This is a genomic window from Actinoplanes rectilineatus, from assembly GCF_000962825.1.
GTDB classification, from domain to species: domain Bacteria; phylum Actinomycetota; class Actinomycetes; order Mycobacteriales; family Micromonosporaceae; genus Actinoplanes; species Actinoplanes rectilineatus.
Window position 1 is genome coordinate 33,545 of record NZ_JZKF01000056.1, and the last position, 25,611, is coordinate 59,155.

Genomic DNA, 25,611 nt, shown 5'->3' on the forward strand with positions numbered 1-25,611 from the left:
CGTCATCGCCGGGTGCGGCGGGCGGCGTGCCGGAACCGGGTCTGCGGGTCGCGGGCGTGCCGGAACCTGTTGTCCGAGACGGTCAGCGGGTCGTTGCCGCGGACCAGGAGCAGGATGCCCGCGCCGCCGGCCAGTGCCAGGACCGCCAGGGTCGCCATTCCGGTGACCTTGGCGCCGGTGGTGGCCAGCGACGCGTCGTCGCTGCCGGTCCCGTCGCTCTCGTCGGTGCTGCCGCCGTCGTCCTCGTCCTCGCCGGCGGTCTCGTCGTCGCTGTCCGCGGCGGCCAGCCTCATCGGCACCTCGAGGGCGTTGTCCGCGGCGTTGCCGTCGTCGTCCACCGTGCTGACGGTGATCTTCAGGGCGTGCACGCCGGCCTTCTCCACCGTGCCCACCTTGAGGGTGACCAGCAGCTGGCTGCCGCTCTCGGCCGCCGAGTCGGGGCCCACGCAGCGCACCGCGCCGGCCGCCACGTCGGTCGCCGCCGTACAGGTGGCGGTGGTGGCCGACGCGATGCTCGCGGTGCTCTCGTCGGTGTCCCCGACGATCTCGACGCGCTGCACGGTGGTGGCGGCCGGCGGGACGAGCAGGAACTCGACGTCCTTGGCGGTCTGGGTGCCCTTGTTGCCGTAGTCGACGCGCAGCAGCACCGACCCGCCGTTGGTCGCGGACACCGTGCCGCCGGAGTACTGCAGGCTCAGGTCCACCGGGAACTGCTTGACCTTGAGGCTGGGCAGCGCCACGTCGGTCTTCCCGCCGCAGGCCAGGTCGAAGACCGGGGTGCCGGTGGCGAGCGCGGAGTCGAGACAGCCACCGCTGAGCGTGCTGCCCGGCGTCGCGCCGGTGCCGACCACCACCGGCAGCGCGATCCTGGTGGTGCCGCCGGCCGCGACGTTCACCGTGCAGGTGACGATCCGGGCGGTGCTTCCCGCGGTGCACCCGGCCGGCAGGGTCCCGCGTGTGGTGCCCTGAGGCAGGACCGCGGTCACCGGGTACGCCACCGCCGCCCCCGTTCCGGAGTTGGACAGGGTGATCGGCAGGACGGTCGTCTCCCCGCGGGCCGGCGTGGCCACCGAGGGCGCCCCGACGGCGACGCTGACCGCGGTGCTCGTCCGGTCCGTGCTGACCAGCACGCCGGCGACGGTGACCTGGTCGGCCGGGTCGGCGGGTTCGACCAGGGTGACGCCGGTGACCTGCCAGGTCGGCGGGTCCTCGCTGTTCTCGGTGCTCCTGGCGAGCGTCACGCCCAGGTTGAGGGTGCGCGGGGTGCCGGCGGCCAGCGCGATCCGGGTGCAGCGGACCGCGTCCTTGGCGATCGTGCAGGTGTCGCCGCCGATCGCCGCACTGGTCAGGCTGATCTCGGCGGGCAGGGTGGTCAGCGGGACGGTCAGGCTGAGGCTGCTGAACCCGGTGGTCGTGCTCATGGTCACCTTGGCGGTGCCCTTGCCGCCCGGCTTGACCACCGCCGGGGTCAGCGTGAGCGTCGCCTTCTCCCGCAGCGGCTGGTCGACGGTGGTCCGGCCGAACCCGGTGTCGCCCTGGTCGCAGGTGGTGTTGCCGTCGGTGGAGAGGCAGCCGTCACCGATCTCGACGCCCTCCTCCAGGGTCGGGTCGACCACCAGCGGCAGGGCCCAGCTCACCGAGGAGCCGACGTCCAGGTTGTACGCGCAGGTCAACAGCCGGTTCCCGGGTACGGCCTGGCAGTACTGCGCGATCGTGCCGGTGAGGGCGCCGAACGTGGTGCTGGTCGGTGCCACCACCGTCACCTTGCCGTCGCGGGCGTCCGAGGGACCGTAGTTGGTCGCGGTCGCGGTGATCGTCTTCGTCGCGCCCGGTGTGGCGGTCCCGCCGGTGCCGGTGATCGTCCAGGTCACCTTCGACGACCGGTCGGCCACCGTGGTCAGCGCGGCGCTGCCGGTGACGACCTGTCCGCCGGCGGTGACCGTGATGCCGGACGGCGTCCAGGTCACGCCCGGGGCCACCGTGCCGGCCACCTGGGTGATCACCGAGACGGCGTTGTTCTTCCCGGCGGCCAGGTCGATGCCCGTGCAGGTGACCAGGGCCGGGGTCAGCACGCAGGCGGAGCCCTCCGGTCCGCCGGCGGCGGTGACGGTGACTCCGCTGGGCAGGCCGGTCAGCGGGATCGCGATGGTCGCCGCCGTCAGCGCGCCGGTGCTGGTCACCCGGATCACGCCGGTGCCGCTGCGCCCGGGGACGACCGTCGCCGGGACGCCGTCGACGGTGAGCCGGCCGAGCAGCGGGACGGCGAGCGTGACGACCGGGATGGCGGTGTCCGCGAGCGTGCAGGCGCTGTCCTCGTCGAGGTCCACGCACCCGCCGGTGAGCGGGATCCGCGGGTCGGCGGTGGGCGAGACGGCGAACGGCAGCGGCAGGCGCACCTTGGCGTTGCCGCCGACGTCCACGGTGCAGGTCGTGGCGGCGCCGGACGCGCCGACCGCGCAGAGCGAGGCGGTGGTGCCGGCCGGCGGGGTGAAGACGGCGCCGGCCGGGGCCAGGAAGGTGTAGGTGACGTCGTGGGCGGTGGAGCTCCCCGCGTTGGCCACGGTCACCGCGAGTTCACCGGCGTCCCCCGGGTTCAGCAGGCCGGCGAGCGGGGCGGTCACGTCGACCGTGACGTCGGTGTCCGCATCGCCGATGGTGGCGGCGGTGAGTGTCCGCGACACCGACTGCAGCCCCTCGGTGACCGTGGCGGTCGGCGTCCAGGTGTCCCCCGGCGCCGCCGTGCCCAGCACCGTGGTGTTCAGGGTGACCGTGGTGGTGCCGCCGGCTTTCACGTCCACACCGGTGCACGTCACCGTCACCAGGTCCAGGCCGCACACCGCGCCGGGTGCCTGGGCGCCGGTGATCGCCATGCCGGCCGGCAGCGACACCAGCGGCACGCTCACCGCCAGACCGGTCCGGGCCCGGGTGGCGGTCAGGTCCACCCCGACGCTGCCGGTACGCCCGGGCTGGATCGTCGGCGGGTTCGGCACCGTGACGGTCAGCCCCTGCGCCAGGGTCGGGGTGAGGTGCAGGGTGGGCAGCAGCGTCTCGCCCGCCCCGCAGGTCGAGTCCCGGTTGGTGTCGACGCACCCACCGGAGAGGTCGGTGTCCGGGTCGGCGTTCGCCGGGACCTGCACCGGGAGCTGCCACTGCAGTGCCGGGGCGCCGGGTGCCAGGTTCACCGTGCAGTCCAGCTGGGTGACGCCGACGGTGGCGCAGTCCTGGGCGGTGGTGCCGGTCAGGTCGCCGAAGGTGGTGCCGGCCGGCGCCTTGATGCGGGTGACCGCGGCGAGGGCGTCGGACGGGCCGGCGTTGGTCACGCCGACGGTGAGCGCCGCCGTGCCACCGGGGGCGATCGTGCCGGCCGGGGCGGTGATGGCGTATTTCAGGTCGGAGACCGGCGTCCCGGTCCGGATCAGCGTGCCGACGGTCTCGGCGACGTCGCCGGCCGCGTTGGTGACGGTCACCGCCGGCGGGGTCCAGGCCACGTCGCCGGGCATCGACGACGCGGCTTTCAGCGCCACCGTGACCAGGTCGGTGGTGGCGTTCGGCGCGGTCACGCCGGTGCAGACGATCGCGCCGGCCAGGGTGCAGATCGAGCCGGCCGGGCCGGTCGCGCCGGTCACCGTGAGCCCGGTGGGCAGACCGGTGAGCGGGACGGTGGCGGTCAGCCCGCTGAGGGCCCGGTCGGCGGTCAGCCGGAGCACGCCGGTGCCGGTACCGCCCGGGACGATCGTGCCCGGTTCCAGGCTGACCTGGGCCTGGGCGCCGAACGGCTTGCCCAGGTCGAACGCGGGCAGCGGGGTGTCCGGCGAGCCGCAGACGCCGTCGACGTTCAGGTCGAGGCAGCCGCCGCTGATGGTCGAGCCGGGTGTGGTGGTCGCCGGGATGTCCAGCGGCAGCCGGAACGGCAGCGCGCCGACGGCCAGATCGGTGACGCAGGTGACCAGCGTGGACGAGTCCTTGGCGCACAGGCCGGAGGCGGGCGCGTCCAGGACGCCGAAGGTGGTGCCGTCCGGCGCCTTGATCGCGGCCAGGGCGTGCGGCAGCAGCGACGGCCCCGGGTTGATCATGCTGATCCGCAGGTCGGCACTGGTGCCGGGCAGCACCGTACCGTCGGCCGGCACGGTCACCGGCACGGACAGGCCGCTGCCGTTGTCGGCCGCGCCGACCGTGGCGACCAGGTTCTTCAGCACGGTGGTGTCGGTGAGGCCCTGGGCCAGCGTGATCGCCGGGGCCCAGGTGTCGCCGGGGTGGGCGGCCGGGTCGGCGGCCAGGGTCAGGTTCAGCTTCGCGATGTCACCGCCGGCGATGTCCACGTCCGGGCAGGAGACCGCACCGGCGGTGACGGTACACCCGGCCCCGGCCACGGTCGCCGCGGTGACCGCGAGGCCGCCCGGCAGCCCGGCCGGGTCGACGGTGAGCTTCAGGTCGTCGCGGTCGAGGGTGGTGCCGAGCTGCACGGACGCGATGCCGGTCTTTCCCGGGGTGATCGTGGCCGGGGCCGCCGAGACCAGCGAGAGGACGTCGGTCAGCGGCTCACGCAGGTCGAAGTCGCCGATCTTCACGTCGGCCGGGTCGCACTTGCCGTCGCCGCCCAGGTCCAGGCAGCCGCCGGTGATGGTGGACGCGGGCGCCGGGTTCGGCACGGCGATCGGCAGGTTCAGCGTGGCGGAGTCGCCCGTGTTCAGGGTGATCCCGCAGCTCAGCGCGGTGCTGGTGAGCGAGGTGCAGCCGGCCGGGAGGGCGTTCGGGTCGAACGTGGTGCCGGCCGGGGCGAGGGCGGTGACCGGGACGGCGTCGGCAAGTCCGGTGCCGGTGTTGTCGACGACCGCCTTGACCAGCGCGGTCGTGCCGGGCAGCACGGTGTCGTCGGCGGGCACGTCCACCAGCGCGCCCAGCAGGTACGGCACGACGCCGGTGTTGACCAGCACGCCGCTGCCGCCGACCGCCTCGCTCAGGGCGTTCAGGACCTGCGAGCCGGTGACGCCCCAGACCTGGTCGGTGGGGGCGGCCGCGTCCACGGTGACCGGGATCGACACCGTGGCGACGCCGGGCGCGCTCAGGTCGATGCCGGAACAGGTGATCGTGCCGGTGCCGGTGACGCAGGTGCCGCCCTGGTCCACCGTCGGGGTGCCGATCTGCATGGTGGGCGGCAGGTTGCCGACCGGAACGGTGATCGACAGCGGCTGGCTCTGCCCCTGCAGGGCGTCGATCAGGAGACCGGCGGTGCCGGTGTCACCGGGCGCGATGGTGACCGGCGCGGTGTGCACGCTGACCTGCCGGTCGAACGGCGTGCTGACGGCGATCGGGCCGATCGTCACGTCCGGCGGGGCCAGGCAGTGCCCGTCGTTGTCCAGGTCGACGCAACCGCCGGTCAGGGTCTTGCCGGGACTGGCGCCCGGGTCCACCACCAGCGGGATCGAGGTGACCGCGCCGGTCGCGCCGGCGAGCAGGTCGGTGACGCAGGTCAGGCCGCCGGTGCCGGCGTTCGCGGCGCAGCCGGCCGGCGGGGCGCCGACGGTGACGCCGACCGGCGGGATCACCCCGACGGCGACGCCGACCGCGTTCGAGTCGCCGTCGTTGGTCAGGGTGACGCCCAGCGTGCCGGTCTTGCCGGGGTCGATCGGGCCGGGCGTGGTCACCACCGGGACCAGGTCGATGTCGGGCAGGCCGACGGTCGCCAGCTGCTTGGTGGTGGTCAGCAGGTCGGCGCCGAGCCCGGTGGTGATGCCGGCCGCGTTCCACACCCCGCCGGGGGTGGCGCCCGGGTCGGCGGTCAGATCCAGCTTGATCGGGGCGACCGTGCCGGACGCCACGTCGACGCCGGTGCACACGTACGGCAGACCGGCCGCCGCCTGCAGGCAGCTGCCCGAGTCCGGGGTGACCGCGTCCAGCGTGAGGCCGCTGGGCAGCCCGCTCACCGGGACGGTCACCACCAGGTCGTCCAGCGGCGTCTTGCCGCCGGTCAGTCGGAGCGTGGCGTCGTCGCTGCGGCCCGGCACCACGGTGACCGGGTCGGCCTGCACGGTCAGCGCCCGTTCCAGCGGCACCGCCAGCGAGATGTCCGGGATGACCTTGTCACCGGTCCCGCAGCCGGCCACCCCGTCCAGGCTGACGCAGCCGCCGGTCAGCGCGGTGAACGGGTCGGCGCCGGCCGGGACGTTGACCGGGAAGGTCAGCGGGCCGGTGCTCGCCCCGGCGGCCAGCGGCATGGAGCAGACCGCGGCCAGGCCGAGCGCGTTGAGACAGCCGGACGGGACGGTCCCGAGGGTGGTGCCGAGCGGGGCGGTGACGGTGAAGACCGCCGGCTTGGCGTCCGAGGGTCCGGTGTTGGTCACGTCGACGGCCAGGTCCGCCACCCCGCCGAGGCCGACGGTGCCGCTCGCCGGGACGGTGACGGCACCGGTCAGGGTGCTCACCGGCGGCTCGACCACGGCCAGCGGACCGGCGGCGACGGCGCTCTCGGTGGCGTTCTTCACCCCGATGCCGACCGCGGTCCACAGCCCGGCCGAGCCGCTCGACGCGGAGGCCACCTTCAGGGTGACGGCGGTCGGCGTACCCGCGGTGAGGGAGATCCCGGTGCAGGTGACCGGGCTGCCCAGGGTGCAGGTGCCGGTCGGCACGCTCGCGGCGGTCACCGAGGCGCCGGCCGGCATGCCGGTGGTCGGCACGGTCACGGTGAGGCCGCTCTCGGCGCCGGTCGAGGTCAGCGTGACCTTGGCGTCGCCGTCCTGACCCGGCTTGATCCGGGCCGGCGTGGTGGTGACCGTGGTCCGCAGCTGCAGCGGCACGGCGACCGTCAGGTTCGGGATCAGCTTGTCGACCGCGGCGGTGCAGGCGCCGTCCGCGTCCAGGTCGACGCAGCCGCTGGTGACCGCTTTGCCGGGCAGCACGTTCAGGCCGACCTGCAGCGGGACGCTCAGGGACAGCGCCGGGTCGCCGGCGGCCAGGTTGACGGTGCAGGACGCCAGGGTGGTGCTCGCCGCCACCGTGCAGGCGCCGGCCGTGGCCCCGGTCAGCGTCCCGATCGTGGTGCCGAGCGGGGCGATCACGTTGACCGGCGTGTTCGTCGCGTCGGACGGGCCGGTGTTGACCAGGTTGACGCCGAGCAGCCCGCCGCCGCCGGGCAGCAGGCTGCCCACGTTCAGGCTGAGCGAGGCGTCCAGGTTCGGCTTGGCGCCGGTGACCCGGGCCAGCTCCGGGCTGCTGGTGATCGACTGGCCGCCGGCGGCGACGGTGACGCCGGCGGCGGTCCACGACGTGCCGGTCGCGGCCGACGACGCGGCGGCCACGGTGAGTGTGACGTCGGCGGAGGCGCCCTTGGCGATCGTCAGGCCGGAGCAGCCGGCCTGCGACGCGGTGAGCGCGCAGGAGGCCCCGGACGGGCCGGTCACGGCGGTCGCGGTGAGACCGGCCGGCAGGGCCGCCAGCGGCACGGTCAGCGCCGTGCCGGTCAGCTCGTTGCGGGGCGCGGTCACGTGCACGGTGGCGGTGGCGGTGCTGCCGGGCGTGACGTCGGCACGGTCGGCGGAGAGCGCGGCCTGCGCGGCGAACGGCACCCGCAACGTGAACGCCGGGATGGCCCGGTCGGCGCTGTCACAGCCCGGGATGCCGTTGACGTCCACGCAACCGCCGGTGACCGCCTTGTCCACGTCGGCGTTGGCGGCGACCTTCAGCGGGACGGTGAGGGTGCCGGTGGTGGCGTTCGCCGGCAGGTTCGCCGAGCAGAGCAGCATCGAGCCGATGCTCAGCTTGCAGACGGTGGCCGCCTGGCCGGTGAGCGTGCCGAAGCTGGTGCCGACCGGCGCTACCACGCTGAACGTGGCCAGCGGGGCGTTCGACGGGCCGCTGTTGGTGACGCCGAACGTCATCGTGGTGTCGCCGCCCGGCTCGACCGTGCCGTCGGCGGGCGCGGTGGCGGTGGCCGCCAGGGTGTAGCTGACCGTGCCGGTGCCGGCCAGCGGACCGGCCGCCAGGGTCGTCTCGTTGGCGGTCGTGAGGGTCACGCTCGGCGCCCAGGCCTTGGGCGCGATGGTGGCCGGATCCACCGTGATCCTGACGGCGATGTCCTTGCCGACGCCGGCGGCCAGGGTGATGCCGGTGCAGGTGAGCGCGGTACCGCCGGTGACGCAGGTGCCGCCGGGCACGGTCGCCGAGGTGATCGTGAAGCCGGACGGCAGCAGCAGCGTCGAGATCGCCGCGTTCAGCGCCGTCTCGGCCTTGCTGGAGGTCAGCGTGAGCGTGCCGGTGCCGGTCGCGCCGGGCGTGATGGTGGCCGGGGTGAACGTGGTGCTCAGCCGGGTGGCCAGGCCGCTGCGCAGCACGATCGCCGGGATCTTGACGTCCGGTGAGGCCCCGCAGGCGCTGTCGCCGTCCACGCTGAAGCAGCCGCCGGTGACCGGGGTGGACGGGTCCGCCAGCGGTGACACCACCAGTGGCAGGGTCAGGCTCACGCCGGTGCCGTCCGCGGGGATGTCCGCGGCGCAGTTCAGCTGCAGGTTCAGCAGGGTGGTGCTGCACAGCGTCGCGGCGGTGCCGGTCAGCGGACCGAACGAGGTGTTGTTCGGCGCGACCACCACGAACTTGCCCTGCTTGGCGTCGGACGGCCCCTGGTTGTAGACCTTCGCGGTGACCGACGCGGTCTGCCCGGGGCTGACGGTGCCCTCGGCCGGGACGTCCGCGGTGACGCCCAGGGTGTACCGCGGGGCGGGCGTGACGATCGTGCCGGTGGCGGTGCCGCCGGCCGGGCCGGCCGTCGCGGTGACCGGGGTGCCGGTGGCGGCGGCCCAGGTGGCGGTGGCCCCGGAGGCGAGGGTGACCGGCACCGAGATCGTGGTCGACTTGCCGGCCGGCACCGTCACCCCGGTGCACGTGGTGACGCCGGACGTGGCGGTGACGCAGGTGCCGCCGTTCGTACTGGTGACCGTGCCGACGGTGTACCCGCTCGGCGGCGCCGGGATCGTGATGGTGGTCGATTGGGACGCCGCGGCGCCGGAGTTGGCCACCTGGATCGTGGCGGTGGCCGGCGCGCCGCCGGGTGTCGCGGTGGCCGGGGTGATCGTGACGCCGCCGGTGAGGTTGACGTCCGGGTACCCGATGGTGAGCAGCCGGCCCGCACCGGTCACCGCGGTGCCGTTGAGCGGTGCGGTCACCCCGGAGACGTCCCAGGTGGCGTTGACGGCGGCGGCGAGGGAGGCGGAGGTGCTGAGGTCGACGGCGACCGACCCGCCGCCCGGCACGGTGATCCCGGAACAGACGATCGACCCGGTGACGGTGCACGCCGTGCCGCCCGCGGTCGCCGACTCGACGGTGACACCGGCCGGGAGACTGGTCAGCGGGATCGTGATGGTGGTGAGGGCGTCCGACGGACCGGCGTTGGCGACCGTCAGCCGCGGCGTGACGATCTTGCCGGCCGGCAGGGTGACCGGGGTCGTGGTGACCGTCCCGGAGAGCGACTTGCGGGCCAGCCCGGTGGCGAGCGTGCCGCCGCCGGTGATCTCCATGGTCGCCGTCGGGGCCTGCGGCACCGGCACGCTGGTGCCACTGATCGTGCCGACGGCCGGGGCCCAGGCGGCGGTGTTCGAGGCCGCCGACGCCTTGAGCCGGACCGGGAGCGAGATCTTCGCGTTGCCGGTGCCGGGCACGGTCACCCCGGTGCAGACGATGTACGCCGGATCCGCCGTGCTGCACGTCCCGCCGCCGGTGCTGGTCGGCAGGTCGACGACGTACGTGGCCGGCGGCTGCGGGATCTTCACGGTGGTGTTCTGCGCACCGGTGTCGCCGACGTTGGTCACCGTGACGGTGGCGGTGCCCGATTCGCCCGGCGCCAGCGCGACCGGCGTGGTGGTGATCGTGCCCAGTTTGATCGTGCCGGAGCAGACCGACTCGGCGACCACCACGCTGCCGTTGGCGATCACACCGAGGGCGCCGTTGAGCAGGCCGACGTCGAGCGCGCGGACGTTGTAGTCGAACTTGCCGGTGCTGGTGTTCCAGGTCGCGGTCCGCTTGTCGATGGTCACCGACGCCAGGCCGGGCAGGTTCAGCTTGAGGTTGGCGTCCGGGTTGAGGATCGGCGAGCCGCCGAGCTTCAGGTTGGCGATGTCGACGGTGGTGGTTATCCCGGAGGAGTTGACCACGCAACTCGTCTTGATCGCGCCGGTGCTGATGCCGGCCGCCCCGAGCAGCCCCAGCCCGGCCACGTCGGCCTGGGCCCGGCCCCCGCCGCCGCTGGTGGCCGGCCCGGCGGTGGCGGTGACCGCGCCGAGGTTCAGCACCGAGACGCCGAGCGCGTTCAGCCCGCCGTTGGCTACCGACTGGGTGGCGGTGGGGCCGCCGTCCACCCAGGTCTGTGCGGCGTTCGGACTGTTCAGGGTCAGCGGCACCACGCCGTTGAGCACGTTCAGGCTCAGCCGTAACGCCTGGGCGGACGTGGCGTAGCTGTTGGACGCGGCCAGCACTGCGGACCTGCCGCTGGTGGCGACGGCGACCGCGGCGACGACCACGATCGCGACCCACCGGCGCACGTCCCTCCGAGACGAGAGCACGAGCCGATTCTCACGGCCGGGAACGGGTCAGGTCCGACTTTCCGAATGTTTCTCGCAAATGGTCGGATCGCCACCCGGACGAGGTATGGCGATCGCAACGGTCACCCGAGCAAAGACCTGTTTGGGTAGAATCAGCCGACTTTGCACCCCGGCGGCCCGTAACGCCGCGGCTTCGGCCACCGACGGCGTTCCGACCGCGGCCAGGACCGCGGCGCTCGGGCCCGGCACCGTCCGGCCGCCCAGCGCGGCGGCCGGATACCCCACCAGGCGCCAGCCGAGCTCCCGGGCGAGCAGCCGCACCGGCTCCTCCGCCGCCCGCCGGTCGAGCGTCGCCAGCACCGTGACCGCCTCCGGGGCGAGCCCGGCCGTCCGCAGCGCCGCCGCCACCGCCGCGGACAGGTCCGCCCGGCAGGTGCCGGCCCGGGCGCCCAGGCCTAGGAACAAGCCCCGACCAGACGGGCCGCCATCTGCGGATGCCCCGCCCAGTGCAGATGCAGGTACGACGCGTGCACCGCCGGACCCGCGAAACCCTCCGGATCGGCGCCCCGCCACGCCCACGCCGCACCGCCGGCCGGCGACAGCAGCACCCCCGACCGCGGATGCACCACGGTCCGGTGGAACTCGTGGCCGGTCACCCGGTAACCCGCCGGCGCCAGGGGACTGTCACTCAGCGCCACCGCATCCCGGTAGCCCAACGTCAGCGACGGCGTCATGGCGGCCTCCGCGTCGAGGACACCGCACATCGGCGCGCCGTCCAGCGTCCGGCACAGCCACAGCAGCCCCGCGCACTCCGCCGAGATCAGCCCGCCCGCCGACGCGAACTCCCGCACCGCCGTCCGCAAATGATCGTTGGCGGACAGTTCGGAGGCGTACACCTCGGGGAAACCGCCGCCGACCACGAGCGCCCGGGTCCCTTCCGGCAACGCGGTGTCGTGCAACGGGTCCACGGTCACCACCGTCGCTCCGGCGCCGGCGAGGAGTTCCGCCGTTTCCGCGTACGCGAAGGAGAAAGCCGGACCACCGGCGAGCGCGACCACCGGAGCGCCCTGCGCCGGCTCCTCGGCGACCGGACTCCACGGGGTGACGTCGAGCGGCGGCGCCGACCGGGCCACCGCCGCCACTGCATCGAGGTCGATCGACGACGCGACCAGCGACGCGAGGGCGTCGACCGAGGCCAGCGCCTCGGTCCGGCGCTCGGCCGCGGGCACCAGACCGAGGTGGCGGGACGGCGCGGCGACCGCGTCTGCCCGGCGCATCGCCCCCAGCACGGGCGTGCCGACCTCTTCGCAGGCGTCCCGCAGGATCTGCTCGTGACGGTCCGACCCGACCCGGTTCAGGATCACCCCGGCCAGCCGGACCGTGCCGAAGCTGCGGAAACCGTGCACCAGCGCGGCCACCGAACGGCCCTGCGCGGCGGCGTCCACCACCAGGATCACCGGGGCCTGCAGCAGCTCGGCGACCTGCGCGGTGGAGCCCTGCTCGCCGGCGCCGGTCCGGCCGTCGTAGAGGCCCATCACGCCCTCGACGATCGCGATGCCGGCGCCCGCCGCACCGTGCGCGAACAGCGGGCCGACGGTCTCCTCGCCGACCATCACCGGATCCAGGTTGCGTCCCGGACGGCCTGCGGCCAGCGCGTGGTAGCCCGGGTCGATGTAGTCCGGCCCGACCTTGAACGGCGCCACCGTCATGCCCCGCCGGGCGAACGCGGCGAGCAGGCCGGTGGCCACCGTGGTCTTGCCGTGCCCGGACGCCGGCGCGGCGATCACCACCCGGGGGATGCTCACCATTCGATGCCCTGCTGTCCCTTGCGGCCGGCGTCCATCGGGTGCTTGATCTTGGTCATCTCGGTGACCAGATCGGCGGCCTCGATCAGGTCCGGGTGAGCGTCCCGTCCGGTGATCACCACGTGCTGCGTGCCGGGGCGGTCCCGGATCACCGAGATCACCTCGGCGACGTCGACCCAGCCCCACTTCATCGGATAGGTGAACTCGTCGAGCACGTAGAACCTGTGCGTCTCGGCGGCCAGGTCCCGCTTGATCTGTTCCCAGCCCTCGGCGGCCTCGGCGGCGTGGTCACGCTCGGTGCCGGCCCGCTGGATCCAGGACCATCCTTCGCCCATCTTGTGCCAGGTGACCGGCGTACCGTTGACCCCGTTCAGGGCCTTCAGCGCGGTCTCCTCGCCGACCTTCCACTTCTGCGACTTCACGAACTGGAAGACGCCGACCGGCCACCCCGCGCTCCACGCGCGCAGCGCCATCCCGAACGCGGCCGTCGACTTGCCCTTGCCCGGCCCGGTGTGCACGGCGAACACCGCCTGCCGGCGTCGCTGCCGCGTCGTCAGTCCGTCGTCCGGAACAGTGGTGACTTTCCCTTGCGGCATGCTCGCTCGCCCTCTCCAAGATCGAATTCATGTGGGGTACGCACGGATCCGTTCCCGCCGAATACCGGTCGTCCCGGGACCCGCGGCGATCACGCACGGCCCGGCTCATGCCACCCACCCACCGGCGGTGGCCCGGCCCGGCGGCGGTGGCCCGGCCCGGCGGCGGTGGCGCACCGCGGCGACCGGGGACTCTCCGTGGCCGGCGGCTTCAGAACCGGTGGATCACGCCGCCCGGCGGTAAGCCCGGTCGCCCGCGACACCGGCCGTGGAGCCGGCTCCGGACGGAGAGCCGGCCGCGGCACGCCCACCGAGAACGGTCGCGGCCTGCAACTGCTCCAGGGGCATCACGTCGGCCCGCAGCGCGGCGGCCAGCCGACGGGCACGACCGATCCGGATCGGACCGGACTCGCAGTCGACGACGACCGCCGAGACACCGCTGAGCAGCGGCGCTAGACCCACCGGGTCCGGCCCGCTGGTCGCCCGGCCGTCGGTGACCAGCACCAGCAGCGGCCGGCGTCGCGGGTCCCGGCGGCGCTCGGTGGCGATCGTGGCCGCGGCGGCACGGAGTCCGGCCGCCAGCGGTGTGCGCCCGCCGGTCCGCAGCGCGGCCAGCCGCATCACGCCGACCTCGTGACTGGACGTGGGCGGGAGCACCACCTCGGCGTCCGCACCCCGGAACGTGATCATGCCGATCCGGTCCCGTCGCTGGTAGGCGTCCCGCAGCAACGACAGCACCGCGGTCTTCACCAGGGTCATCCGCTTACGGGCCGCCATCGATCCGGACGCGTCCACGACGAACAGCACCAGGTTCGCCTCCCGGCCGACGTGCACGGATTCCCGGAGGTCGCGGGGCTCGACCCGCACGACCGGTCCCGTCCGCACAGGCAGTCCCGGCGTCCCGAAACGTCCCGGCACCACGGATCGTCCCGGCTCCCCAGAAGGTCCCGGCGTGACGGATCCTCCCGGCGTGACGGATCGTCCCGGCGCGGCGTCGGCGCCCGCGGCGGCCCGTTCCAGAGCCGCCATCAGCGTCGCCGTCAGATGCGGCGCCCCGGCCGGCTTCCCCGCCGGAACGCGACTCCCGACGACACGGCCCCGGCGCGCGAACGCCGGCGACCGCCGTCCGGCATGTCCCCCCTCGCCGCGGGCCGAGATCCGCAGGGTCCGGGTACGGTACGCCGCCCCGGCGCTCGCCATCGCCCCCGAGGTCTGCGGCTGCCCGCTCGCCGGGTCCGGCCCCGGATCCGCCGGGTCGTCAGTCGCGGTGCTCCCCTGCGTACCGTCGCCGGGGTGGGAACCGCCCTGCGGCCCGCCGCCGTCACGCGGACCTCGCGGCTCACCGCCCCCCGGAGGACCGTCACCGTCACCATCGGGACCGTCACCGTCGGGACCGCCGTCCGGGTCCCGATCGGCCTGATCCTGCGATGCGCGCTCCTGCTCGGCCTGACGCTCGGCCTCGGCCAGCGCCTCCTCGAGCCGTTCCTCGTCGGTGCCCGGCGGGTCGAGCGGGTCGGTGCGCCGCCGGTGCGGCAGGGCCAGCCGCGCCGCGCCCGCCACGTCCTCGGCCGTCACCGTGTCCCGGCCGTGCCAGGCGGCCAGTGCCACCGCGCACCGCGCCACCACGATGTCGGCCCGCATCCCGTCCACGCCATAGGCGAGGCAGACCCGGGCGATCCGGTCCAGTTCCTCGTCGGGCAGGGTCACCAGCGGCAGCCGGGCACGGGCCTCCGCGATCCGGGCCGCGTAGCGTCGCTCGTCCGCGGAGAACCGGGACGCGAACCCGGCCGGATCCGCCTCGTACGCCAGCCGCCGCCGCACCACCTCGGCACGCTGCACCGCGTCGCGGGGCGCCGCCACGTTCACCACCAGGCCGAACCGGTCCACCAGCTGCGGGCGGGGCTCGCCCTCCTCCGGGTTCATCGTGCCGACGAGCAGGAACCGGGCCGCGTGTTTGACGCTGACCCCGTCGCGTTCGACGTGGGCGCGTCCCATCGCGGCCGCGTCCAGCAGCAGGTCCACCAGGTGGTCGGGGAGCAGGTTCACCTCGTCGACGTAGAGCACGCCGCGGTGCGCGGCGGCCAGCAGGCCGGGCTCGTAGGCCTTCACCCCGTCGCTGAGCGCGCGCTGCAGGTCGAGTGTGCCCACCACCCGGTCCTCGGTGGCGCCGACCGGCAGTTCCACCAGGTTCGCCGGGCGGTCCTTGTCGGGTCCGCCGTCCGGGTGCGGGCCGTCCGGGCAGTCCGGGTCGGGCGCCTGCGGATCACACGCGAACCGGCAGCCCTGCACCACGGTGACCGGTGGCAGCAGGCCGGCCAGCGCGCGGACGACGGTGCTCTTGGCGGTGCCCTTCTCGCCGCGGACCAGCACGCCGCCGACGGCCGGCGACACGGAGGTGAGGAGGAGGGCGAGCCGCAGATCGTCCAGGCCGACCACGGCCGAGAACGGGTACGGAACAGTCACGGGGTTCCCTTCCGGCGGGTATCCACGCCCGCGCGACGGTGGCACGAGCGGCCGGAGTCTCCTGACTCCCGGATCGACGCTCCCCGCTCCGCCTTCCGGCCCGCCGTTGCAGGTCGTGGCGTCTCTGCCGGCAGGTCGCTCCCCGGTCACAGTGGCGGGACCGCCCCGGATTCGCACCGGGTTCCTCCGCTACCGCTCCCGGCCACTCTTTCCTACCCGGGGTGGAACCGTCAACGCGGCCCCCGCCCGCAGGACATCCCTCACACCGGCCCCGGAGGTCAGACGGCCTTCTCCGTCCCGGGCAGGGGCTCGGGCGCCAGTTCGTCGAGTTCGGTCACCACGTCGAGGACGGCCAGCGCGGAGCGTTCCACCAGTGGGCGCAGGCGCCGGTAGAGCGCGGCGTCCCGCGGGTCGGGCCGGGTCGTCTCGCCGGTCGGCACCAGGGCGGCGGCCCGGTCCAGGTCGGGCAACTCGCCGAGGGCGTGCCAGGCCAGCAGGCAGGTGCCCAGGGCGGTGCCCTCGGGGATGTCCGCCACCGACACCGGGAGGTCGAGCGTGCCGGCCAGGGTCGCCACCCACAGCGCGGAGGCCGCGGCGCCGCCGGTGGCCCGGATCTCGGTGAGGGCGACACCCTCGGCCTCGAAGGAGTCACGGACCAGGGCCAGCTGCTGGCAGACGCCCTCCACCGCGGCGCGGACCAGGTGGGCGCGGTGGTGTTCGCGGCGCAGGCCGAGGTAGGCGCCGCGCATGCCGGGGCGCCACCACGGAGCCCGTTCGCCCAGGAAGTACGGCAGGCAGAGCAGTCCGTCGCTGCCGGCCGGGATCGTGGCGGCCTCGGCGAGCAGCTCCGCGTCGAGGCCGTCGGCCGGGTCCACCGGGGAGGAGCCGTCGGGGTCCGGGACACCGGTCAGGGACTGGGCGGCCCAGCGCACCACCGACCCGGCGTTGTTGACCGCTCCCCCCACGACCCAGCGGTCCTCGGTCAGCGCGTAGCAGAAGAGGCGCCCGGCCTCGTCGGCGGCCGGGCGGTCGACCACGGTCCGCAGTGCACCGGACGTGCCCAGCGAGACCGCTGCCACGCCGGGCGGGGTCGCGCCCACGCCGAGGTTGGCGAGCGGGCCGTCGGCGGCACCGATGATCAGTGGGGTGCCGGGTGGCAGGCCCGCGGCGGTGGTCACCGCGGTGGACAGGGTCAGCCGGGACGTGGTGGGGACGACCTCGGCGAGTTGCTCCGCGCGTACCCCCGCGATCTTGACGGCCGTGGGGTCCCACTGCCGTGCGTGGATGTCGTAGAGGCCGGTGCCCGAGGCGACCGACAGGTCGACGAGGAAGGGACCGCCGGTGAGCGCCGCGACGATCAGCTCCTTCACCCCGCCCCAGCGCGGGGTGTCGCGCAGCTGATCGGGATCGGTCTCGGACCACCAGGCGAGTTTGGTGAGCGGGGACATCGGGTGGACCGGCGTACCGGTACGCGCCTGCAGCGCCGCCCCCGCCCCGTCCGCCGCGATCCGGCGGCTCTGCGCGGCGGAACGATTGTCCGCCCAGGTGACGACGGGTCCCAGTGCCCGCCCGGCATCGTCCATCGGGACCAGCGCGTGCAGGAACGAGCTGAGGGCGACACCCGCCACCCGGTCGCCGCGCTCCCGGCACTGGTGGGCCACATCGGTCAGCGCCTGCAGGGCGGCGTCGACCAGGGCGGCCGGGTCGAGTTCGGCGCGGCCGGGCCCGGGGACCGACAGCGGGTAGTGGACGCTGGCCAGTGCCCGGAGTTCACCGGTCGTGGTGGCGGCCACCCCCTTGGTAGCGGTGGTCCCGGTGTCGATGCCGATCACGACGTCCATGCATGCCCCTCTCCGATGTCTGCGGACCCTCATACCCCGACACGAGAGCGCCCCACCGGCACGAAGCCGGCGGGGCGCTCTCGAAATGCGTACGAAATACGACGGTCAGCGCTGATCCAGCGGCACGAAATCGCGCACCGGAGCACCGGTGTAGATCTGCCGCGGGCGACCGATCTTGTTAGCCGGGTCGAGCATCATCTCCTGGTACTGGGCGATCCAGCCCGGGAGACGGCCGATGGCGAAGAGAACGGTGAACATCTTGGTCGGGAAACCCATCGCCTTGTAGATGAGGCCCGTGTAGAAGTCGACGTTCGGGTAGAGCTTGCGGGAGATGAAGTACTCGTCGGAGAGGGCGATCTCCTCGAGCTTGAAGGCGATCTCCAGCAGCGGGTCCGGCTTGTCCAGGGTGGAGAGCATCTCCTGGGCGGCCTTCTTGACGATGGCGGCGCGCGGGTCGTAATTCTTGTAGACCCGGTGGCCGAAGCCCATCAGTTTGACGCCTTTCTCCTTGTTCTTCACGCGAGTGACGAACGAGTTGACGTCTCCGCCGTCCTTGCGGATCTGCTCGAGCATCTCGAGGACCGCCGCGTTGGCGCCGCCGTGCAGCGGGCCGGAGAGGGCGTTGATGCCGGCCGAGACCGACGCGAACAGGTTGGCCTGCGACGAGCCGACCAGCCGCACGCTCGACGTGGAGCAGTTCTGCTCGTGGTCGGCGTGCAGGATGAACAGCATGTCGAGGATCTTCGCGACCTTCGGGTCCACGTCGTAGCCCACGGTGGGCAGGCCGAACGTGAGCCGCAGGAAGTTCTGCACGTAGTCCAGCGAGTTGTCCGGGTACGGCAGCGGGTGGCCGATGGACTTCTTGTAGGCGTAGGCGGCGATCGTCGGAAGTTTCGCCATCAGGCGGATCGCGGAGATGTCGACCTGCTCGGCGTCCAGCGGGTCGAGGGCGTCCTGGTAGAACGTGGACAGCGCGGTGACCGCCGAGGAGAGCACGGCCATCGGGTGCGCGTCCCGCGGGAAACTGGAGAAGAAGGTGCGCATCTCCTCCTGGAGCAGGGTGTGCACCCGGATCCGGTCGGCGAACTCCCGCAGCTGGGCGGCCGTGGGCAGCTCGCCGTTCATCAGCAGGTAGGACACCTCGAGGAAGGTGGACTTCTCCGCGAGTTGCTCGATGGGGTATCCGCGGTAGCGGAGGATCCCCTGGTCACCATCGATGTATGTGATCGCCGAGGTCGTCGACGCGGTGTTCACGAAGCCCTGATCGAGGGTGACGAAGCCGGTCTCCTTGAGCAGAGCACTGACGTCGATGCCGCCCGGTCCGTCGACGGCCTTGCGTACCGACATCGACAGCTGGCCACCAGGATGGTCGAGCTTGACATCCGTCATGTATTTCCCTCACTTCACCGGCAGATGTCTCGAATATTTTGCCGTTCACCGTAAACCCTCAACCTGAATGGGTCATCAGGTGCCTGGCTGTTGAGGCATTGGTCACCAGTACGTATGGACCGTTGCACCATAGACAATGGTCGGTATATTGCGACTCTGTTACGCCGAGCGGAGGTCGAACCGATGCAGATCCCGGCGCAGGGACCCGTGGTGGCCGGTGTCGACGGGACCACGGCCGGCCTGGCCGCCGTGCGGCTGGCCGCGCGGGAGGCCGGCTCCCGCGGTCGGGTACTCAAGGTCGTGCACGCTTTCACCTGGCCCGATCCCCGGTCCGGAGCCGCCGGCGCCGATTACGCCCCGGCTCGCCGGGCCGCCTCGCGTGTCGTCGAGGAGGCGGTCGTCACGGCCCAGCGTTCCACACCCGGCGTGGATGCGCGCGGCCAACTGGTGGATGGACCGGCCGGACGGGTGCTGTTGCGCCTGAGCCGGCACGCCTCGCTGATCGTGCTGGGCGCCGGGCGGATGGTGATCACCCCGGAGGTGGCGGCCCAGGCGTGGTGCCCGGTGCTGGTGACGCGGACGGCCCGCCCGCCGTCCGGGCCGGTGGTGGCCGCGGTCGACGGCTCGGCGTACTCGGTGCTGGCTCTGCGGTTCGCAGCGGAGGAGTCGCGGCGGCGCGGGGTCGCCGTGCACGCGGTGCACGTGGTCCTCGACGACGGGCAGGAGGCCGCCGGGCACCGGGTGCTCGACGAGGCCATCGCGGCGGTCGCGGAGCTTCCGAGCGTACGCCGGATGGTGCTGACCGGCTCGGCACCGGCCACCCTGATCGCGGCCTCGCGCCGCGCGGGTCTGATCATTCTCGGACCTCGAGGTCTGACCGCTTCCGGACGGCTCGGTGCCGTCGCGAGCGCGGTGCTGCGCCGTGGACTGTGCCCGGCGGTCTTCGTGCACAGTGCGCGGGTGCCGGCCCGCCGGGTGCCACGGTCACCGAAGTTCCACGAACCGAGACTCGCGACCTGACCGATTTGCTACGGTTGATCCCGACAGCTATTCCGGGCTGAAGCGGGAGGAAGAACCCGTGGCACTCGCCCGACGGTTGTGGCAGCTCCAGGCCGTGGGCGGCGTCGCCGCCACCGTCGTCTACGCGCTCTTCCCGTCGTCGTCGATCGGTACGACCGCGTTCGTCCTGCTCGGCGTGGCCACCGTCAGCGCCTGCTTCGGCGGCCCCCGGCACTGGGGCGCCGAACCGCCGGCCGCCTGGCTCCTGATGGGCGCGTCGGCCCTGCTCTTCCTGGTCGGCGTCCTGATCCGGCCGGCGGTCACCGACCAGCCGATGCCGCTGCCGCTGCTCGCCGACGCGGCCAGCTTCAGCGGCTACCTGCTACTCGGCGCGTTCCTGGTGGTCCTGCTCCGGGCCCGGCAGGGACTGGACCGGCACGCCGTGCTCGACGGCCTGATGGTGGCGCTGTCCGCCGGCATGACCAGCACCCTGCTGCTGGCCGCCCCGGCCGCCGGGGTGCCCGGTCGCTCCGGCGTGGTCGCCGCCATCCAGGGCACCTACCCGCTGCTCGACGTGCTGGTGCTGATGCTGGTGGTGAACCTGAGCTTCACCGCCAAGACCTGGCCGGCCAGCCTGGTCGCGGTCCTCGGCACGATGGCGATGATGCTGATCGGCGACACCGTGTACGCGGTCGCCGGCGCCTCCGGCCACATCTACGCCTCCCCGCTGCTCAACGTGCCGTTCCTGCTCGCGTACACGGCGCTCGGGGTGGCCGCGCTGCACCCGTCGGTGCTGGAGATGAGCCGGGCCGACCGGCCGCCCGTGCAGGCCTGGTCCTGGCCCCGGCTGGCGCTGATCGTCCCGGCGCTGACCATGCCGTTCGTGCTGCTGGCGGCGGAGGCCCGCAACGACTGGAGACAGGGCCTGATCGCGGTGGTCGGCCTGCTGGTCGTCGCCCTGCTGCTGGCCCGGGCGATCGCCGCGGTCCGGGCGCACGTCGCCGCCCAGCTGCGCAGCGAGCACCAGGCGATGCACGACCCGCTGACCGGCATGCCGAACCGCAAGTCGATCACCTCGAAGATCGAGCGCCTGGTCCGGGCGATCGACCCGGCCGGACCGGACCGGGTCTGGGTCTACATGCTCGACCTGGACGGCTTCAAGTGGGTCAACGACTCGTGGGGGCACGACACCGGCGACCAGCTGGTGATCGATGTCGGACGCCGGCTGCGCACCACGGTGCCGGCCCGGATCCCGCTCGGCCGGGTCGGCGGTGACGAGTTCCTGATGGTCTACGTCGGGGAGAAACCGGACGCGCTGCGCCTGGTCGAGGACATCCGCACCTGCTTCGCCCGCCCGTTCCCGGTGATCAACCACGAGGTGGTGATCAGCGCGTCGATCGGGCTGGCGCACGCCGGCGGTGACCCGGTCGGGGCTCCGGTGATCGCCGAGGCACTGATGCGCGACGCCGACACCGCGATGTACCGGGCCAAGGCCGAGGGGCCGGGCCGGTCGATCATCTTCGACACCTCGATGCACGCGCAGGTCCGGGAACGCATCGAACTGGAGGTGGCGCTGCGGGTGGCGCTCACCGAGGAGCAGCTGCACGTGGCGTACCAGCCGATCGTCCGGCTGGACACCGGCCTGCCGGTGGGCGCGGAGGCGCTGGTCCGCTGGGAACACCCGGAACGCGGCACCATCCCGCCGATGACGTTCATCCCGATCGCCGAGGACGCCGGGCTGATCGGCAGCATCGGCGCCTGGGTCCGCAAGGAGGCCCTGCGCCAGCTGGGCGTCTGGCGCTCGGAGGGCACCGTCGGCGACGACTTCTACCTCTCCATCAACGTCTCGCCACGGCAGCTCACCGACGCCGACCTGCCCCTGATCGTGTCCGGCGAGATGATGCGGTACGGCGTACCGCCCCGCTGCGTGGCCCTGGAGATGACCGAGTCGGTGATGGTCGACGGCTCCAGCCTCACCGCCCGGGTCCTCTTCGAGCTCCGCGAACTCGGCGTCAAACTGCTCGTCGACGACTTCGGCACCGGTTTCTCCGCCCTCGGCTACCTGCGCCGCTTCCCGGTCACCGGCGTGAAGATCGACCGCTCGTTCGTGATCGGGCTCGGCATCAACGTGGAGGACGACGAGATCGTCCGCGCGGTGGTCGCGATGAGCACCGCCCTGGGACTCAGCGTGATCGCCGAGGGCGTCGAGACCACCCTGCAGCGGGACGCGCTCGGCGCGGTCGGCGTGGTGAACGGCCAGGGCTGGCTCTGGGGCAAGGCGGTCCCGGCACCCGAGTTCGCCGAGCGGTGGCGGGTCACGAAACCGGACCGGACGGGACTGGTGTCCGGCGCCTGAGTCGGGCATTATGCGGCGATGGCCACACCTCTCATGGTGCTTCTGCTTCTGCTGCTGGTGACCGGTCTGGCCGCGGCCCTGGCGGCCGCCACCCGCGACACCCGGGTCCCCCGTCGCCGCTGAATCACCCATGCGTCACCCTGGGGTGATGCGCTTCGCCACCTGGAACGTCAACTCGGTCAAGGCCCGCCTCCCCCGGCTGCTCGACTGGCTCGGATCCACCGCGCCGGACGTCGTCTGCCTGCAGGAGACCAAGCTGGCCCAGGACGCGTTCCCGGTCGACGAGGTCGCCGCGCTGGGCTACGCCACCGCCCACCACGGGCAGGGCCGCTGGAACGGGGTCGCCCTGCTGTCCCGGGTCGGGCTCGACGACGTGCGGCGCGGTTTCGACGGGGAGCCCGGGTTCCCCGAACCGGAGGCGCGGGCGGTCAGCGCCCTCTGCGGCGGCATCCGCTTCACCTCGGTGTATGTGCCGAACGGGCGTACTCCGGAGGATCCGCACTATACTTACAAGCTGCGCTGGCTCGCCGCTCTGCGGGACAGTGTGGTCTCGGATCTGGCAGCGGGACCGGTCGTGGTCGCCGGCGACTACAACGTGGCCCCCACCGACGAGGACGTCTGGGACCCGGCGGTGTTCGCCGGATCCACGCACGTGACCCCTCCGGAACGAGAGGCGCTCGCCGCCCTGCGCGCGCTCGGACTCGACGACGTCCCGGCCCGCCCCCTCAAAGGTGACCGTCCCTTCACCTACTGGGACTACCGTGCCGGGATGTTCCATCAGAACAAGGGGATGCGGATCGACCTGGTCTACGCCGACAGCGCGGTACGCGACCGCGTGACCGACGCGTACGTGGACCGGGAAGCCCGCAAGGGCAAAGGCCCCTCCGATCACGCTCCGGTGATCGTCGACCTGTCCTGACCGTCGCTGATGCCCGATTCGCTGGGAAAAGCACGTAGGCTGAGACCGCAGAGGAGGAGAGGCATGACCGTCGTCATCGCGCCAGGCCTGCTCCAGGCCGTGCTCGACGCGTCCACCGAAGCCACGGTGGTGTGCTCCGCGTCCGGTGAGGTGCTGTTCACCAACGAGACGGCACGGGCGCTCCTGCCCGACCTGCCTCCCGTCCTGACCGGTGCCTCCTTCCACGGGGAGCACATCCAGGGGTTCCGTCGCCGGCTCGACGACGACCACTACGCCTGGTTCCTGCGCGACCACACCGACGAGGCCGAACGGACCGCCGCGCTGGAGGTCGAACGGTCCCGCAGCGCGTTCCTGGCCGAAGCCGGCCGCCGGCTCTCCGCGTCCCTGCACATCCGCCGGTGCGTCCGGACGACCGTCGAACTCGCCGCCGGTCACCTCGCCGACGCGGCCATGGTGATCCTGCCGTCCGTGCGCCGGCAGAGCGCCTGGACCCGGTTCGTCCCCGGCCGCCCGGTCGAGGAGGGCACCCTGCACGAGCGGATGCTCGAGGAGGTGCCCGGCCTGACCGAGGCGCTCGGTGGCTTCCCGCCCATCCCGAGCCGCTGGCTGGACCCGGCGCAGGCCCCCGAATGGCTGTTCCCGGCCGACCTCGGACCGGTCGGCGGCCTGCTGGTCACGCCACTGCCCGGCAACGCCGAACCGGCCGGGGCGCTGATCCTGGTCCGGCGCACCCCGTTCACCACCGACGACGAGGCGCTCGCCCGCGTCTTCGCGGCCCGGGCCGGTGCGGCGATCGCCGCCGCCGTGCTCTACCGCGAGCAGGTCGACACCACCGAGGTGCTGCAGGCCGACCTGCTGCCGCCGGTGCTCCCGGACACCGAGGGCTTCGAACTGACCGGGTCCTACCAGGCGGCCCGCGACACCCTGCGGATCGGCGGCGACTTCTTCGACGTCTTCGAACCGCTCACCGACGGCGGCCCGACCGCCCTCGCCCTCGGCGACGTGTGCGGCACCGGGCCGGAGGCCGCCGTGCTCACCGGCAAGGTCCGGCAGACCCTGCGCGCCCTGCACCTGGTCGGCACCGACCCCGTCGACATGCTGCGCGTACTCAACACGGCGCTGATGAGCGGCGGCCGGGCACGGCGCTTCGTCACCGTGGTGACCGGCGCGGTGACCCGCATCGACCACGGCCGGGTCCGCCTCGACCTGGCCGCCGGCGGCCACCCCGCGCCCCTCGTGCTGCGCGGCGACGGCACCGTCGAAGAGGTGCCCACCAGCGGCACCCTGATCGGCGTGCTCCGCGACGTCCGGGTCCAGCCCGCCACCGTCGAACTGGCCGCCGGCGAACTCTGCCTGCTCTACAGCGACGGCCTCACCGAGGCCCGCGGCGGCCCGAGCGGCGGCGAACAGTTCGGTGAACACCGGCTGCGCCGCGCCCTCGCCGAATGCAGCGGCATGCCCGGCACGGTCGCCGTGGAACGCCTGCGCCAGCTCGTCTCCGACTGGACCCACGGCGGCGCCCGCGACGACATCGCCATGCTGGCCGTCCGCGCCCCGGCCCGCCCCCACCTGAGCCTGCGCGACGGCGGCGCCTCCGACACCTCCCCCTACCTGATCAGCGCGCGGCAGAACGACCGGCGATCCCGGAACCGATCATGACCACGCCCACGAAACGACTCTCCCTGCCCGATCCGGTGCTCACCGACCGCTACCTGCACGTGGTCGGCGACGGCGACGAGGCAGCCGCGATCGCCCTGGTCACCGGGCTGCTCGCGGACGGCGTACCCCCGGCCCGGGTGATCGTCGACCTGATCGGCGCGGCCCAGCGCCGCGTCGGCGAGCTGTGGGCCGCCAACGACTGGTCCATCGCCCGGGAACACGCGGCGACCGCGGTGAGCGAACGCGCCCTGGCCACCGTGGGCGCGCTGAGTCCCGCCCAGGCGTACCGCGGGCGCATCACCCTGGCCTGCGTCGACGGCGAATGGCACGGGCTGCCCGCCCGGATGTTCGCCGAACTGCTGCGCCTGGACGGCTGGCGGGTCGACTTCCTCGGCGCGAGCGTCCCCGGCCGCCACCTGATCACCCACCTGCACCAGACCGGCCCCGACGCGGTCGCGCTGAGCTGCATGATCCCCACCCGGCTGCCCCGCGCCCACACGGCCATCACCGCCTGCCGCGCGGCCGGCATCCCGGTGATCGCCGGCGGCCGCGGCTTCGGCCCGGACGGCCGCTGGGCGCAACTGCTGGGCGCGGACGCCTGGGCGGCGACCGGCGAGGAAGCCGTCGACCGCCTGGTGACGTTGACGGCGTCGAGCGCCGCCGACATCCCGTCGTTCGGCGACCTGAACGGCTTCGCCTCCCCCAGCGACGAGGAGTACACCCACCTGGTCCGGGCCCGCCCCCACCTGATCGCCACCGCGATGGAACGCCTCGCCGCCACCTACCCCGAGGCCCACCAGTACACCCGCGACCAGGCCGACGCGACCGCCGAGGACCTGGGCCACATCGTCGACTTCCTGGCGGCCGCCCTCTACATCGGCGACCCGCAGATCTTCACCGACTTCACCTCCTGGACCGCCGAGGTGCTGGCCTCCCGCCACGTACCGCCGGCCGCGCTCGAAGCGGGCCTGCGCCTGATCCAGGACCAGCTGATCGACTTCCCGACGGCCACGACCATGCTCGACGCGGGCTTGGCGACTCTCTCCCGCTGATTCATCGGG

12 protein-coding genes and 1 riboswitch are annotated in these 25,611 nt (G+C 73.4%); of the genes, 5 read left to right on the forward strand and 7 right to left on the reverse strand.

What is annotated here, in order from left to right:
* Nucleotides 1-2: 2 nt before the first annotated feature.
* The 7 genes from WH85_RS31905 to WH85_RS31935 form a co-directional block, all read right to left on the reverse strand.
* On the reverse strand, nucleotides 3-10,526 hold the full coding sequence (locus WH85_RS31905; protein WP_045745776.1) for a beta strand repeat-containing protein: 10,524 nt from the start codon (nucleotides 10,524-10,526) through the stop codon (nucleotides 3-5).
* A gap of 48 nt (nucleotides 10,527-10,574) precedes the next feature.
* Nucleotides 10,575-10,991, reverse strand: a complete 417-nt coding sequence (locus WH85_RS31910) for a cobalamin biosynthesis protein (RefSeq protein ID WP_045745777.1) — start codon at nucleotides 10,989-10,991, stop codon at nucleotides 10,575-10,577.
* The gene (locus tag WH85_RS31915) at nucleotides 10,982-12,334 is read right to left on the reverse strand and encodes a cobyrinic acid a,c-diamide synthase CobB (RefSeq protein WP_045745778.1); all 1,353 of its coding nucleotides are present in this window, start codon (nucleotides 12,332-12,334) and stop codon (nucleotides 10,982-10,984) included. The genes WH85_RS31910 and WH85_RS31915 overlap by 10 nt, the downstream gene beginning before the upstream one ends.
* The gene (cobO, locus tag WH85_RS31920; RefSeq protein WP_045745779.1) at nucleotides 12,328-12,927 is read right to left on the reverse strand and encodes a cob(I)yrinic acid a,c-diamide adenosyltransferase; all 600 of its coding nucleotides are present in this window, start codon (nucleotides 12,925-12,927) and stop codon (nucleotides 12,328-12,330) included. The genes WH85_RS31915 and cobO overlap by 7 nt, the downstream gene beginning before the upstream one ends.
* Before the next feature lie 222 nt (nucleotides 12,928-13,149).
* Entirely contained in the window at nucleotides 13,150-15,432 is a 2,283-nt protein-coding gene (locus tag WH85_RS31925; RefSeq protein ID WP_425394677.1) for a VWA domain-containing protein, read from the reverse strand.
* 10 nt (nucleotides 15,433-15,442) lie between these two features.
* A riboswitch (cobalamin riboswitch) is annotated at nucleotides 15,443-15,573 on the reverse strand.
* A 92-nt stretch (nucleotides 15,574-15,665) separates the two neighbouring features.
* Nucleotides 15,666-17,228: a gluconokinase gene (locus WH85_RS31930; protein ID WP_045745781.1), complete on the reverse strand. Its 1,563-nt coding sequence runs from the start codon at nucleotides 17,226-17,228 to the stop codon at nucleotides 15,666-15,668.
* A gap of 105 nt (nucleotides 17,229-17,333) precedes the next feature.
* Nucleotides 17,334-18,617, reverse strand: a complete 1,284-nt coding sequence (locus WH85_RS31935; protein ID WP_045745782.1) for a citrate synthase — start codon at nucleotides 18,615-18,617, stop codon at nucleotides 17,334-17,336.
* 183 nt (nucleotides 18,618-18,800) lie between these two features.
* Between WH85_RS31935 and WH85_RS31940 the strand changes: the two genes are divergently transcribed.
* The 5 genes from WH85_RS31940 to WH85_RS31960 all read left to right on the forward strand — a co-directional run bounded on the left by WH85_RS31940 (nucleotide 18,801) and on the right by WH85_RS31960 (nucleotide 25,602).
* Nucleotides 18,801-19,637 carry a universal stress protein gene (locus WH85_RS31940; protein ID WP_052720964.1) on the forward strand — a complete coding sequence of 279 codons (837 nt, stop codon included), beginning with the start codon at nucleotides 18,801-18,803 and terminating at the stop codon, nucleotides 19,635-19,637.
* 58 nt (nucleotides 19,638-19,695) lie between these two features.
* Nucleotides 19,696-21,972 carry a putative bifunctional diguanylate cyclase/phosphodiesterase gene (locus WH85_RS31945; protein ID WP_245674178.1) on the forward strand — a complete coding sequence of 759 codons (2,277 nt, stop codon included), beginning with the start codon at nucleotides 19,696-19,698 and terminating at the stop codon, nucleotides 21,970-21,972.
* A gap of 148 nt (nucleotides 21,973-22,120) precedes the next feature.
* Nucleotides 22,121-22,891 (forward strand): exodeoxyribonuclease III, encoded by a 771-nt coding sequence (locus tag WH85_RS31950; RefSeq protein ID WP_045745784.1) that lies wholly within the window; start codon nucleotides 22,121-22,123, stop codon nucleotides 22,889-22,891.
* A 63-nt stretch (nucleotides 22,892-22,954) separates the two neighbouring features.
* The gene (locus WH85_RS31955) at nucleotides 22,955-24,550 is read left to right on the forward strand and encodes a SpoIIE family protein phosphatase (RefSeq protein WP_045745785.1); all 1,596 of its coding nucleotides are present in this window, start codon (nucleotides 22,955-22,957) and stop codon (nucleotides 24,548-24,550) included.
* Nucleotides 24,547-25,602, forward strand: coding sequence for a cobalamin B12-binding domain-containing protein (locus WH85_RS31960; RefSeq protein WP_045745786.1), 1,056 nt, complete (start codon nucleotides 24,547-24,549; stop codon nucleotides 25,600-25,602). Before WH85_RS31955 ends, WH85_RS31960 begins: the two co-directional genes overlap by 4 nt.
* Nucleotides 25,603-25,611 lie beyond the last annotated feature (9 nt).

What these genes read in the sequence shown, in the direction of transcription:
- WH85_RS31955 (WP_045745785.1), top strand. Translation starts at nt 22,955, where the DNA reads ATGACCGTCGTCATCGCGCCAGGCCTGCTCCAGGCCGTGCTCGACGCG.
- WH85_RS31930 (WP_045745781.1), bottom strand. Translation starts at nt 17,228, where the DNA reads ATGGACGTCGTGATCGGCATCGACACCGGGACCACCGCTACCAAGGGG.
- WH85_RS31935 (WP_045745782.1), bottom strand. Translation starts at nt 18,617, where the DNA reads ATGACGGATGTCAAGCTCGACCATCCTGGTGGCCAGCTGTCGATGTCG.
- cobO (WP_045745779.1), bottom strand. Translation starts at nt 12,927, where the DNA reads ATGCCGCAAGGGAAAGTCACCACTGTTCCGGACGACGGACTGACGACG.
- WH85_RS31950 (WP_045745784.1), top strand. Translation starts at nt 22,121, where the DNA reads ATGCGCTTCGCCACCTGGAACGTCAACTCGGTCAAGGCCCGCCTCCCC.
- WH85_RS31960 (WP_045745786.1), top strand. Translation starts at nt 24,547, where the DNA reads ATGACCACGCCCACGAAACGACTCTCCCTGCCCGATCCGGTGCTCACC.
- WH85_RS31915 (WP_045745778.1), bottom strand. Translation starts at nt 12,334, where the DNA reads ATGGTGAGCATCCCCCGGGTGGTGATCGCCGCGCCGGCGTCCGGGCAC.
- WH85_RS31940 (WP_052720964.1), top strand. Translation starts at nt 18,801, where the DNA reads ATGCAGATCCCGGCGCAGGGACCCGTGGTGGCCGGTGTCGACGGGACC.